Raw genomic sequence first — 14,147 nt, 5'->3', positions numbered from 1 at the left:
TCCGTTACCGCCTGATGCGTTCCATGATGTCGCTGAAGTCTTCGAGGCTTTCTTTGACCCCTTCCACACCGCCAGCGAGGCTCTTGACTGCTTTATCGAGCTCGGTGTCGAGGCTGCCCAAGGTTTGCCTCAACGCCCGGTCCATACCCTCACCGAATTCCTTGAAGCCGTTACCCAGCACACCACTGATGTTTTCGAGGTATTCATACACTTCACGGTTAAGTGCCTGCATCCGCTCGCTTTGAACCTTCAGGTCCTGGAGATACTGACTGCGACCGCTGGCTTCCCCTTGAGCACTGGCAACTACCCCTTCGATGACCGCGAGCGTTTTCGCGAGCGCTTCACGATTGTTCCGGTAGTCCGCGACTACGGTATTCAGCTCACGGGATGCCTGTGCAAGCTCAGCTCCTGCGCCCTGGACTGTACCCATCAGCCCTGCAGTCGACTCACTGGCTCGCGCAACGCTTTGTCCGGCGGTTTCAAACCGCTCAGCCGCCGCCCGCATCTTATCCGCACCCAGCTGCATACTTTGCAGATGCTGCTCAGTCTGGGCACTCAATGCATTGACGGTGTCCTGGGCAGACTTCTGTTGCTCGGAAACCGTCTGCAGCAACGCCTTGACCTGTTCGTCGAGGCCGCCCACCAGTTCGCGGGTACCTTGGTGCAGGTCTGCCTGGGCAGCGCGGGTGGATTGATCCATCTGCTGCTGGCCCTGTTCCAGTTGCTTGAAGACTGCAGAAAGCTGCTCACCCAGCACCTCGACCGAGCCTGCAATCTTGGCCATGGTTTCCTGTTGGCCTTGGCCGATGCTCTGCTTGATCGACTCGACAAAAGCCTGGAGATTCTCAGCCATTGCCTGTTGGCGAGCCTCGCTTTGAGCGAACAGCTTCTCCAGTTGCTCGGCCATTCGCGCGCCAGCCCCCTCTCCTTCGTTGCCGATACGGGCAACCGAAGCCTGAAGATTGGCGAGCATCTCGTTCATCCCGGCTTGCATGGCGCTTTGTCCTGCCTGCATATTGGCCAGTAGCTGGGCAATCATGGTCGAACTGCTTTGATTCGAGGACTCGCTAGCCGAACGCATATCCTGGATCAGCGTCGAGAAGCCCTGCTGCATCGACTGCATGGCGGCAACCGACTGGCCCATCAACTCGTGCAGGCCATTGAACTGCTGGCCGAACGTACCTTCCAGCTTGTTCATGAAGGCAACCAGAACATCCTGAAGCAGATTCTGTACCTGCCCGGACTGATCGCCACTGGCGGCCTGCACGGCACCCGCGATGGCTTCAAGCGGCGATTTGAGGCTGTTCTCGATTGCACCGCTCACCTGGTCGGCCAACAGCTGCCCAGAGTCGCGGTACGTCGTCGACAAGGTATCTGCCAATTTGAGGCTTTCACGGACCTGGGTATCAACCAGGTTCTGTAACATTTCCCGCAGATCAGTCACCAGGCTGTCCTTCAGCTGGCGGGTTTGCACCGAGCTTTCAGCACTAGAGCGCACCAGCTCAGCCAGGTATTCCTCACCGACACCGCTGTCAAAAAGCCCGTCGATCGTTTCGTTGAGTGCCTCAAGCAGCTTGTAACAGTGCCCCAAACGCAACTTTTCAGTGAGCGTGACAGCGATGGAGGCCATGATTGAAATGAAAGAGCCGAAGAATGCGAACAACACGTCTTTCAATAGTTTATCGACGCTGGCGTTAACCTGTTCGGGTGTGCTCGGGTCAAAGTGCTGGAGGCCTAGCATCAAGCCGAAGAAGGTTCCGACAATACCGATCCCGGTCAGAATGCCAGGCAGATGTTTATAGAATTCGGTTCCCAGCGGGGTATCAACCACACTTTGCGGTGAAAAGAAGTGTGCAGCTGCTGCGGTGGCTCGCGATCGGCCAATTACCTGTTCGCCTTCCTTGAGCTCGTATTGGTCGTGCAGCGTTTCGGCATATTCGCGCCACGAATGCTCCAGATTGGAGCCTTTGAACAGTCGCTCCAGCTCTGATCGCCGATCTGACGGGAGAACTGTTTTTGCGTTCTCCAAGCTTTTGATCAAACGCTTCAGCTGGGCGCTAAGACCGAAAGATTTGTAGAAATAGTGGAAAAAATAAAAGGTGCACAAAATGGCGACAAACCCAGCAACCATTAAGGGTGCGATCAACTGCTCGGAGCTTGCACCATCCCATAGGTGCCGCAGCGTCGAAAAATCCATACCATCCGCCTTCAATTAAGCATTTTTTGATGTTCAGTAAGGCCGCATTACCCACACTGATGCGCCAAAGACCAATCCAGTGGGATCAATGACAGCACCCTGCCAAGCGCGCTTTTGCGGGGGTACCACAAACTCGGAGTGAGCGGGCGCATTACGCGCACCCAGGAACCTTCCGTGGACAAATGCTGGAGGATAATGTCCTTATGCCAGCACCTTAGCCTGAGCCGTAACTGTCGTAAAGCTGAAAGCTCAACCCCTAGATTCGGCGTCCTGAAACGCAGCGATTTTCCAAATCTACCCGTTTAGCCTGAAGACCAGCCCTCGAGGCGGATTTGATCGTGGTGAAAAACCTCAGGCAAGTGCAGCGCATGATGATGACCGCCTGTGCCGCCAGTTGGATACGCCGCGTTGGCGCCAAGGCGAGGCCCACTATCTAAGCAGGAGCTCGAACAGATCAGTCGTAGCCGGCTGACGCTTCGACCAGGTTGGCAGCGATTGGGGCGGAGGTCGGCTTAAAGTCATCACTATTGTTTTTGGCAGGCTAGGAATAGGTCACACGCTATACCTGTCTCCAAATGCAACCCGGTATCAAAGTTATTAATCAGAGAATCTGCAACCTGATTCAATTTGCCCCGTTAAGCACCTCCCAAATCCCATCTCCCCACCAATCAACAGCTCATCTCCCTCAACATCAAACGGCAACACCCAAAGCCGCATTTCCGAGCTGAACTCAAACGCTGGCAAAGGCGCCGAAAACTGCGCAGTCCGCGGGTAAATCAAGGCCAACTCGCCGCTCCCGCCCAAATACCGATGACCATAGCTAAACAGCTGATAAAAATCGGCTTGGCTCAACCCATACTTATTCCGCCTATCGCCCTCGTCCAGCCGCTTCCACTTGGTATCTAGCACCCAAGCTCTCTCGCCCTGCTCCAGCAACAGGTCCGGTTCCAAACGGAACATAGCGCTGCCATCATGCACGCACAGGCTATGCCGTGCAGCTTGCGCTGTAAGCCGTGCTGCCGGCGCCAGTCGCCGGCGCAGCCAGCCTTCGACGTAACTTTCAAATAGTTTTTCCATAGGAAAGAGCAGGCTCATCCCTCGCCACTCGCCGCTTACGGCAACAGGCATCTGCTGGTTAAGTATCAGCTCACTCCAGGGCTTGATCGCTTGGTAGTGTGCCATCAGCCGGTCCCCGCTCCAGGCACGGAAATCTTGGCTTACCTGCCGGCTAACCGGCAGCTCGGCGAGCATGGCGCGCAGTTCGTTAGCCAGGCGCCAATTGGCGGGCTGTTGGGTCTTTTTAGCCACCTGCTCCAGCGCCAGCTTCAGCAAGCGGTTCTCGGCCCGATCCGGCAAAAAAATGTCATGCCGAATTTGGAAGTGATGCTGTCTTCCCGGCGGCTGGCGCATTTGTGCCACAACGTTCAGCTGACCACGTAAAAAACGTTGCTCTTCTTCGATACGCTGGTAGTCGAAGCGCACACCCCGCTTTACCAATAAATCCAGCTCAGCAAGAAACTGCCCAATCACCCACTCACTCAGCGGCGCATCGAACAAATCCAAGCTGGCCACTGACGTCTCACGCGGCTTCAGATGTAAGGCATACTGTATTAGCTTGCGCAGTAACCGCCGGCTCTTTACCAGGCAATCCTCTTGCTCGTGGTGCTTGGGCAGTATCTCTAGTCGCGTGCCACAGGGTGTTTCCAGCATGCCCACGTAGGAATCCCACTTCAGCATACGGCGCCCTTCAATATGCAGCAGCGAAGCGCCATTCCGGTTGAAGCTGGCGCTCAGCTCGCATAACCATTCGAAAGCACTTTCCGAAATTTGCGCACAATCCAAGCTGCCAGGTGCGACGGCAGCCGTGGTCAGGCGGGCATACTCACGAACGCTGATGATTGCGCTCACGCGCCCGACTCCTCAAATACCTCAGCAGGCATCACGACCTTGGTATTTGCCGCGATGACGCCGAAGTAGGCAGATATACGCTTAAAGGCTTCATGGTTAATGCGCCAGGTCGGGCCTTGCGCCGGCACGCTGATGTCACCAAAAAGCGCTGTCAAATCCTGCTCATCCGGCACTACGAAGCGGTCGACTGATAGCTTACGATGGTCATTGAAAACCCACTGAATGCGCTGCCAGTCCTCGAAGAAATACTCCTGTAGCAGCGGCAGAATCTGGCTGCGGAAGATTGCCTCCAAATGCTCCAGCGACCCATCGTCCTGAAGCGGCATGAAATAGGCGTGCCCCAGGCAGTGATCGCGGTCCAGCAGTACTTCTATGCGCTGATTCATCACGCGCAACAGTTGGCCAATGTTCAGCCCCTGCACTACTACATCGTCTAGTAGCTCAGGACGTGGTGGCATCTCCTGGAAAACAAAGCGACGGCGCAGCGCCATATCCAACCCGGCCAAGGAACGGTCGGTGGTGTTCATGGTGCCGATCAAATGCAGGTTGCTGGGCACGCTGAAGCGCTGCTTGGAGTAGGGCAAAACTACCGACAGCGCCTCTTCTTCGCCAGCACGCTTGGAGGGTTCGATCAGCGTGATCAACTCACCGAAAATGCGCGAAATATTGCCCCGGTTAATTTCATCAATGATCAGCACGCGAGCGTCAGTCACCGCGCTGCTCGCTTGCGGTTTCAAAAGCTGCTCAACCATCGGTGCAAACACATGTTGGTAGCCGTTAACCATGTGCTTTTCCATTTCGGCTTCGGGGACCTTCTCAAACACTCGCCCACGCCGGATATCTTCAACGGTAATTTGGCCAGTTCGCACATAGACCAGCAGCTGCCGCAACAAGCTCAATGGCAGCGGTAGTACGCCGCCCTTGGGCTTGTCCAACTCCACCAATTCCTGCCCAACGCTGCGCACTACATAGCCTTGGCTAAAACGCTGCCCCACGTGTAGCAAAGCACCGGGGCCCACTTCGGGAGTACCGAGTAGCGCTTTAAGCTTGTCTCGGTTCAGGGTTGGTGCTTTCAGCTCGTAAAGGGTCATCTGGCTGAATTGCCCATTGAGCAACTCAGTGTGAGGCAGTGACGGCTGGTATTGGCGCAACCATTTCACCGGGCGCATTTGCGAATAGCCAGCCTCATACTCGGCGTGCGGCTTGAACAGGTAGTCCCCTGTCACCTCACCAATCGCCCGGAACTTAAAATTGCCATCAGACACGACAATCAGGTCGCCCACTTTCATCCGCGCGACGAAAGCGGTCACGCTGGTGATGCCATAGTCCGTCGCCGGGCTTTCAGGTTTCACACCGACTGCAGCAAAGCGCTCTTGGACTTGCTGGCGGCTCGTGCACCCTGAAAAGTCGATAGCATCACCGTAGCCCAGCAACACGTAATCACCCGCCAGGCACTCCTGATAAATGCTGGCGTCTTCGCCCAGAGTGTTGCCCAACGACATTTTCCAAATGCGTCGTTGGCCAACTTCGGTCGGTGCCTCAGCCTGCTGAGTAACCTTGGCTGCCGCCGCCTCACAGAGTGATTTGAACACCCCGTCCACCACCTCATACCGCAGCTGCTGAGTTGCTTCGTCAGTGGTCGCTCGCAGCCCTTCAACGAAGTCTTCGTAACTGAAACTCTGGTGGAAGGTGACAAAACGGATGCGATCTTGTTCCACCAGCTCGTCGAAGCGCTGCTTAAGTGCCTCGCGATTGTCCAACTGCTCGTCAAGGTATGCAGGGTCGAGCACCTTCAAAGCACTGTCGATGGTGGCGTAGGTTTTACCGGTACCGGGTGGCCCAAACAGGATCTGGTTAAGCGCAGGTACTGGGGCGGCTGTCGTCACAGTGGACTCCTCTTGCTCGGAGTGATGATAATCAAGGGGCACAAAACCCGATCCGCCGAGCGTCAATTCCCTCTCCCCGAGTACTTCGTCAACGGAATCGAGCCACTCCTTGATCTCCGTCGGGGTTGGGCACGCATCTGACTCAATTTCCCAGGCCAGGCCGGCGGCTTCCATCAACTCTCGATGGTCTGCAACCTTTCGCAGCGAACAGCGAATCTTGCCCCAGTCCCAATACAAGCTGAATACGGGCTTGCCTTTCAGGGCGTTCAGTTGTCGAACACCGATACGAATGTCCGAGGGGTTGACGTTTACCGTCCAGTGATCAGCCTGCGGGTAGCTTTGGCGCATAATGCCCAACAACGTCCGCACCCATGCCTGCTCATGCGCAGTGCCTTTGTTCAGCAGCTGTCGTACCCGAGGATCGGCATAGCCTTCAAGATCCATCGGCGCTAGACCAGGACTCAGTTGAAGCTGAGTACGCCGAAACTCCAGCCACTGCTTGAGGCCGTTATAAACATTACCGCTATTGCTGCCACCGATTGCTGCGCGCGCCCCTCCTGGGCTGTAGATCTGATAAACCTGTTCGAGGTCATCGATGCTGTCAATTTCAAACACGTCTCGACCATAATCGTTCGAAACAGTGTTAACACCACTGGCATAATTATTGGCCGTGGTTGGGGCTTTGCCCGTCTCAATCATCCAGTCTTTAAAGAGTTGGCTGACGCTAGGTTTCAAAATTTCGCACTCCGAAAACAGGTTGCGACTTTAGTCGAACACGACTAGCCACACTCTAGGACCAGAATCAAGGATATTGATAATCAAAAATAAGCAGCCAACGGCGCAACTGGTGAGATGTCGGTGAACTGGGGGCAAGCAATTCACCGCCGCCTCAGTCGTCCTTCATTTCACTGAACTAAGCTCACCCCCTCGGCTCATTCGGTGTAATCCTACGAACCTCAATTCGCCACGGCTGTGCATCCTGGGGTGCAATCGCTGCTATGCAGCCGCCTTGCTGGTAATGCCGAATGGCCATACCCTAAGCAAAATGACAGGCCGCGTCCATGTTGTCTGTTCATACAGGTAAACAATTGGAGCAGGTTCAAGTGCCCTGGCCAGGCAGTTTCCAGCACCAGCGGCGATTCGCCCATTCAACTGTAAAGATTTCAGACACACATCTCCTCTTTACGGACCACGCGCGCCTCAAGACCCGTCACTGCCAGGAACGTGAGGACCATCTGCCCAACCTCACCTTGTTATCCGGCTGTTGTTTAGCTAGATGACTGGGTCAGAGGTCGGCTGATAGACGGTTATCGGCAGGCGAGGAGTAATGGCCGCAGTATTCCAACTGGTATTCCACCTTAAAACACAAACAGATATTCATTCAATTAATCAACATGTTACTGATCCAGTTCACCTTCCCCCGGCACTAAAAACCCAAAAATACAGCACTAGCCGACACCCAGCCTCTAGCCAGCCCTCCCCCGAAAAGCCCGCTTTTAACCATTTGCCCAAACCCCACCCCTCAGTCCGCAACACCCTCTTCTTTAAGGCTCAGCCGAAACGTATCCCGAGCAGTCTTCCCCACATACTTCGTCAACGCATAATTCGCCGTGCCCCCCACTACAACCCCAATCCCAAATGGAATCACTTTAGCGGCAGCCTTCTGGGTGAACGTAATCCCGATCTTCTTGAACAAATCCTTGATCACTTGCAAAACCGGACCCGTGAGGTACTTCTTGACCATCCGCACCCCGGCTTTGCTGGCGATTCGGGTCGTTCCCGTAGTCCCCATCTGCTCCAGCGAACCGTAGAGGGCGATGATGTACGACATGTGCTTGGCGTCCTCATTGGACATCTTCCCGTTGATCGCCACCGCCAGGCACATCGTCATATCAATCTGAAGCTTCATGCACACCGAAATGTCCGCCAGCCCGCCGCCCACAGCACTCACCGCGGTTCCGATACCCGGGATAACACCCGGCAGTGCAGTGGCAGCACCAGAGGTGGCGGCCAATTTTGAGTAGCGGCTGATAATCTTGTCGACCACCGCGTCCTCGATTTTCTGCTCCGAGGCAGACGGCGAGGCCTTGCGCGCCTGCGCCTGGTACTGGGCGACCAGCTCCCGCGCATCTTGGGGACTAATGGCGATGGCTTCCACCATCTTCATCAACGACGAGCTGCTTTCTACTACTTCAGTGGTCATGCCGGATTCCGTTCATAAAATGGTTTGCCAACTGCCCGCAAAAGCGAAGCATGGGTATCAAGGCGGTCAACATGGCGCCTGGCGCAGGGTCTCACACGATCCGATACTGGCTTCGCCTCTAAAGGTCCGTGCCCCGCGCAGGGCTGCAGTAGCCCTTAGAGCTCAAGAAGCCGCAGGCTGACGAGGCATAATGCCATCATTTGATTGTAAGTCTCCACCGGGCCAGGTGAAATCGGCTTTGAACCGTTCCGTAGGCATTCAGCACTGCACCTGCCCAAGCCGCGGCTTATTCAAAAGCCTCACTTAACGGCCTTGTGTCACAGCCATGTCCTGCAAAATGACCACCTTGCGCTGCAACTGCGCAACATGCTCTCGCTCCGCCCGCAACGCTGACCGTAGCTCGCGGTTCTCCATCTCCCAAATTTGCAACCAACGCAAATCCCGCTGGCAGTGCTCCACCTTCTTGCCAAGCTCCCCCAGCTTCAACCCTTGCTGGATCAGCACCAGCAGGATGATCCCCATTGCCACCAAGGCCCCCGTCGCAACCACTTCCGGCATCGTCATGTTCATGTCCTTTGATGCCTCCGATGCATTCCGAAGGCGAGCCAAAGGTATGTAATGAAAAACTACACGTCTAGAATGTAGACTTATACAGGTAAAGTAATCGCGCACATGGAGAGGGTATGAAACGCAAGCAATCCATCGAGCAGGTACGCTGGGACCTGGCACTTCGCTATCGCTTGATCGAGACCGTTGCCTGGTGGGAAGGCCGGCTGACCACGGGGCACCTGATGCAGAGCTTTGGCATCAGCCGTCAGCAGGCGTCGAAGGACATCAACACCTACATCACCGAACATGCGCCCGAAAACTTGACGTATGACAAGCAGATCAAGGGCTATGTACCGAGCGAGCAGTTCGAGCCACGGTTCATCGACAACAGCGCAAGCGCCTATCTGCACCTGCTGTACCAGAACAATGAGCGCGCCCCGCACATCGACGGGCTGGCACTGGCCTATGCACACACCCGGGTGCTGGAAGTACCCGATCGCCCAATCCGGCCAGAGGTGCTGCGCCCCTTGCTCAAAGCCTGCCGTGAAGGCCTGCGCCTGGAAACCGAATACGTGTCCTTCAACACCCCCAACGTCGAGGTACGCCTGATCGCCCCGCACACGCTGGTGTACACCGGCATGCGCTGGCACGTGCGGGCTTATTGCGAAAAGAACAGCCAGTACCGCGACTTCGTGCTGAGCCGCTTGCGCGGGCAGCCGGACTTGCTCGACGCATCGCCGAACACGCGTGAGCAGGATGAAGACTGGAATGTGGAAGTGCCCGTCATCTTCGAACCTGATGGGCGGTTGAACGCGGCGCAGAAGGCAATCATCGAAACCGACTTCGGCATGACGGATGGGCAATTGGTGGTACCCAGCCGCAGGGCGTTGGTGAAGTATGTGTTGCAGCGGTATCAGATCGACCACCGCAACATGGCGATACTGCCCGAGGCCCAGCAACTGGTGGTGAGCAACCTCCAGGAACTGCAGCCGTGGTTGATGAAGTACTGACACTTAGCTCTTCGCAGTGTCAACCGAGATAAGCAGCGGGGCTGCGCCAACCTGCTCGGCAAGCTGGCTCCGATCATTATTCTGCTGATGCTGGATGATCCGGAACCAGGCATTACACGCTAGCCCCTGAAAGCCTTGCCCGGGACGAACCTTGGGAGCTGGCCTTCCCGCAAAGAACGCGACGCGTTGGTTGCCACCGGCTATGCCGGTGTTCGCGGGCACGCCCGCTCCCACAGTGATCGCGCAAACTTTCAGACTTTGAGCAAGGCAATTGCCCCCTCAGATTTGGCACACCTGTGGGGGCAAACTTACTCGCGAACACCGCCGAAACCTGTGCCCCCTACCCGCCTTACCAGCTATAACTCACCTTCGCCGTCACCTCACGCCCCGGGTTGTAGTAATTCGCCGTCCCCGACCCCACCACATGCTGCTCATCGAACAGGTTGCTCACATTCAGCGCCAGGTCGGTCCCTTTGGCGATCTTGTAGTTCAGCGCCGCATCAAACAACGTGGTCCCATCGCTCTTCTTGGTATTGGCAGCATCCATGTAGTACGCCCCCACATACCGCGCGCCCAGGCCGACGCTCACGTCAGTGCCAGGTATGTCGTAGTAGCTCCACAGCGATGCGGTGTGTTTGGGCGCCGTGGTGAACTCGTTGCCCTTCAAGGAAGAGCCGTCATACAGCGACCCGCGCAGCACCTCGGACTCCATGTAGGAGTAAGCACCAATCACGCTGATGTCTTGCGTGACTTGTGCCTTGGCTTCCAGGTCAAGGCCACGCACGCGTGACTCGCCCACCGTCTGCTGCTCGATGATGCCGCTTGGCAACACCACGGCAATGGTGACGTTCTCTTGGGTCAGGTCGTAAACAGCGGCAGAAAAGAGTGCGTCCATGCCCATGGGCGAATACTTGATGCCCACTTCGTATTGCTTGCCGGTCTGCGGGGTAACGCCTACTTGCGGGGGCGAGACGGACTCCACCATGCTCACGTAGGTCGACACTTCATCGTTGACGATATAGGTCAGTGCCGCGCGGTAGGAGGTTTCGGAGAAGTTGTCCTTTTCCGTCTGCTCGCGACCGATGTATTCCTTGCTCGACAGGTCCATCGAGTCGTTACGCACACCTGCGGTCGCGATGACGCGGTCAAAGAACGACAGGTTCTGCTGCAGGAAAACCGCCTTGGTGGTGGCGTCATTCTTTTTGCGGGTATAGGGCGTGATGCCGCCAGGCACGCCGGTGAATACCGGGTTGGCGATGTCGATGGAGGGCGCCAGGCCGTAGACCGAGCTCTGTTTGGTCGTCGAGTCGAGGTACTCGACGCCCACCAGCGTGCTGCTGTCGATGTGCTCGAACTGCGCATCGTACTGCAGCATCAAGTTGCCATTGAGCTGGTCGGCATCGCTGTCGGTGCCGAAGACGTAGCGTGGAATGGTGGTGCCAACACGCGAGGCGTTGTCGCTCAGGTAGACATAGCCGAAGTCATCGCTCAGCTCGCTGTAGCGCAGGTTGCTGCGCAGGGTGAAGCCGTTGTCGAAGTCGTGGGTAATGTTGCCGCTCAGGCTGGTGCGCTCGACATCGTGGAAGTTGTAGCCGGGCTCGCCGTAGAAGTCGCTGCGGTCGTATTCCTTGTCCAGCGGGTAGCCACCGCTGTTCGGCGAGCTGTTGGTCTTCAGGTAATCCAGCACCACCGTGGCCGAGGTGAAGTCGGTCGGCGCCCAGGTCAGGCCGCCCATCACGAAGCGGTTATCGTCCTGCGAATGGTCGTACTCGCGGTCGCTGTTCTGCATCTTGGCCGTGAAGCGGCCGGCCAGGGTTTGTTCGTCGTTCAGTGCATCGCCTACATCGATCCCGGTTTCGGCATGGTCATAGGAGCCGTAGGTCACGTAGCCTTGGCCAAACTTCTCGAAGCGCGGTTGCTTGGTCACGAAGTTGACCGAGCCACCCGGGTCTGCCGGGCCGAACAGGGTGGAGTTGGCACCCCGCAGAATTTCGATACGCTCGTAGGCGTAAGGGTCTTCGCGCACACCGCGCATCGAGCTGAGGGTCAGGCCGTCTCGGTAGGTGGTGGCCTGGAAGCCGCGGATCAGGAAGTAGTCGTTGCGATCGTCCGAACCGTAGTAGTCGCTGACCACGCCAGGGGTGTACTGCAGCGCCTCTTCGGTGGTGCTGACGCTGCGCTGCTGCATTTCCTTGTTGGTCACCACAGACACGGACGCGGGCGTGTTGAGGATGCTGGTCGCTACCTTGCCGCCAACCCACAGCTCCTTGGCAACCACCGAGTTGGCGTCATCGTCGGCACTGGCCTTGACCTTGGCATTGATGATGACTGGCGCCAGGCGGTAGTCCTCGGTCGCGCCCAGTTCCAGCGGGCCGGTAGGCTTAGGCTGCGGTATTACCAGGTACGCATTGGGGCCCTGCGGCTCAAACTGCAACTCGGTTCCGCGCAGCAGCGACGACAGCGCCGACTGTGTATCCAGCGCGCCCTGCACCCCGTTGGTATTGCGGTTGGCCACGTTCTGCGCATCGAACGAAAGGCTGATACCCGCCTCGCGCGCAAAGCGGTCCAGTGCCGGCGCCAGCGGGCCCGCGGGAATGCTCCATTGCTTGAGCGGGCTGTTGTGATCAGCGCTCAAAGGCTGTGCAAGCGACGGCAGTGCGTAGGTGCTGACTGCCAGGCCCAACAGTGCAGCATGCAGGGCACGACTCAAGGGGTGGCGCTGTGGAACCGGGGTAAAACTCATTCTCTCGCTCCGTGTCGGGGGTCGGCGGGCTGGCCTGTAATCCGGCCTTCTCTATATGCCGAACGAGAATGAGAAAACACCTCATTTATTTTTACACTAGGCATCTTGCGCGAACCACCCGCCTACCCCGATACGAAACCGCGTGGTGGATGGCCTTGCGTTGACCCAATCGTTGCAGGGAATGGACGGCACACGGGCTGCGAAGCGAGCGTACCCTGATCGACCTGCTTGACCTCAGGGCGCATGGCGTTGTTGGCCATTTCGCCAAGTCGTCCCGCAACGCCCAGCGCTACGAGAGGCAGCAATACCCCGCCCAGGTGTGCGCGGCCGGGGTCTGTATGCCTGTCGAGGCCTTGGCTGCTGGCGCCACGAGCCCCCCAACCGCCTCCGACAGCCCCGCCAGCGAAACAGCCAGCACCCTGGCCCCTGAGGCTGATCAATTACATCTGGCGCAATCCCTGTAGCGGCCTTGTGTCGCGCATGTCATTCATGGCGCCGGGGCAGATTCGTCACCATCCTGTTCGGGAGCAACCGACTGCAGCATGTCCATGATGAACCGCTGCGTTTCCGGCAGCTGCTTGCCGAACACCTCATCCAGTTCAGGGGCGACCTGGATTTCGCCTGCACGCAAATCCCTTGCAACCTGGTCCTGGTAACGCTTCACAAAGCGTTGCCGGATGTCCCGCGCTTCGGGGTTATCGCCGTGAACCAGTTCTTCCAGTAGCCCTTGCACCGCCCGCATGAACACCAGGCTGCGCTTGTATTGCAGCTGCCTCAGCCTGGACTGCTCGAGCGCAGCTGCATAATGCATGTCCATCACCTCGAGCCTTGCCTTGAGCAACTCATTACTGCTCTGCAAGGCTGCAAATGCTTCGGACTCGCTAGCCGTCGGTTTAGCCTCAGCGCGCTTGGCCGCGCCGGCGACCTGGGACAATTGCTGGTACATCAGGTCGATGATGGTTTTCTGGCGCTGCACAACAGCCCGAAGCTGCACCGCCTCCTCGAAGTACTGCCTCACGTACCCCCTGAGCGGCTCCAGTTTCTGGTTGGCACATACCACCCCTGCGTCCCAGCCTTGCGCATAGCCTTGAGAGCGCCCCTCGTCGAAGCCCTCTTTACGACCTTGCTGGCGCCCCTGACTGCGCCCGACATGCAGGTTGGAGATTGCATGATCGAGCGACCCGGTATATCCACCATCCAGGCCGCCGCCCGCTCTACCCGTACCCCAGTTATTGTCCATTTCGCCATCTCCCTGGTTCGACGCGTCCCTAAAACATGCGCCGCTAGATTCTGGTCAATGCCAAACCCGATACTGTCGACGGGGTTCAACGCATGATCTTTACCTCGCTCCCAGCTGCTTGCTGGGCCTCGGCCTGAGGCAAGGCAAAGTTGCCCAGCCGAGTGCCACGCAGTAACGCCACGCAAACCTGTATGCGCTGAAGGGCGTCACGCCATGAGCTTCAGGACACTGGCTGCAAGTTTCTGAAAACGGTCAAGGACGCCCTGGGTATCCCTGCCCGTTTACGCCAGGTCATCGCCGCCGCCCCCAAGCTACGCATGCAGGTGCATAACACCGCTCGTCATCGCCTCATCACGCATGGTGCGCTGGCAGGTGTGGTCGCAGCGTATCGGTTTCGACCAGGGCAGCGAG

At 57.4% G+C, this 14,147-nt stretch carries 8 protein-coding genes; 1 reads left to right on the top strand and 7 read right to left on the bottom strand.

The annotated features are described in order from the left end of the window. Positions 1-4: 4 nt before the first annotated feature. The 5 genes from zorA1 to ACTJJN_RS02310 form a co-directional block, all read right to left on the bottom strand. A complete protein-coding gene (gene zorA1 / locus ACTJJN_RS02330; RefSeq protein ID WP_012053769.1) occupies positions 5-2,197 on the bottom strand; it encodes a type I Zorya anti-phage system protein ZorA1 in 2,193 nt (730 codons plus the stop codon). 597 nt (positions 2,198-2,794) lie between these two features. Then, the gene (locus ACTJJN_RS02325) at positions 2,795-4,105 is read right to left on the bottom strand and encodes an McrC family protein (RefSeq protein ID WP_012053770.1); all 1,311 of its coding nucleotides are present in this window, start codon (positions 4,103-4,105) and stop codon (positions 2,795-2,797) included. Continuing rightward, positions 4,102-6,690, bottom strand: coding sequence for an AAA family ATPase (locus tag ACTJJN_RS02320; RefSeq protein ID WP_012053771.1), 2,589 nt, complete (start codon positions 6,688-6,690; stop codon positions 4,102-4,104). Before ACTJJN_RS02320 ends, ACTJJN_RS02325 begins: the two co-directional genes overlap by 4 nt. 823 nt (positions 6,691-7,513) lie before the next feature. Then, positions 7,514-8,194, bottom strand: coding sequence for an EcsC family protein (locus ACTJJN_RS02315; RefSeq protein ID WP_012053772.1), 681 nt, complete (start codon positions 8,192-8,194; stop codon positions 7,514-7,516). A 303-nt stretch (positions 8,195-8,497) separates the two neighbouring features. Beyond that, a complete protein-coding gene (locus ACTJJN_RS02310) occupies positions 8,498-8,758 on the bottom strand; it encodes a hypothetical protein (protein ID WP_017147968.1) in 261 nt (86 codons plus the stop codon). Positions 8,759-8,877: 119 nt separating this feature from the next. On the opposite strand from ACTJJN_RS02310, the gene ACTJJN_RS02305 reads away from it, so the two are divergent. Next, complete coding sequence (locus tag ACTJJN_RS02305; RefSeq protein WP_012053774.1) at positions 8,878-9,753, top strand: WYL domain-containing protein; 876 nt, start codon at positions 8,878-8,880, stop codon at positions 9,751-9,753. A 349-nt stretch (positions 9,754-10,102) separates the two neighbouring features. Here ACTJJN_RS02305 and ACTJJN_RS02300 read toward each other — a convergent pair whose 3' ends face one another. Both ACTJJN_RS02300 and ACTJJN_RS02295 read right to left on the bottom strand, forming a co-directional pair. Continuing rightward, entirely contained in the window at positions 10,103-12,496 is a 2,394-nt protein-coding gene (locus ACTJJN_RS02300) for a TonB-dependent siderophore receptor (RefSeq protein ID WP_017147969.1), read from the bottom strand. A gap of 487 nt (positions 12,497-12,983) precedes the next feature. Next, positions 12,984-13,736 (bottom strand): hypothetical protein, encoded by a 753-nt coding sequence (locus ACTJJN_RS02295; protein ID WP_014754535.1) that lies wholly within the window; start codon positions 13,734-13,736, stop codon positions 12,984-12,986. Positions 13,737-14,147 lie beyond the last annotated feature (411 nt).

This window comes from Pseudomonas sp. 22515 (assembly GCF_052044625.1).
GTDB lineage: Bacteria > Pseudomonadota > Gammaproteobacteria > Pseudomonadales > Pseudomonadaceae > Aquipseudomonas > Aquipseudomonas alloputida.
Note: the sequence above shows the minus strand (reverse complement) of the source record. Positions and strands in the feature narration are given on the sequence as shown.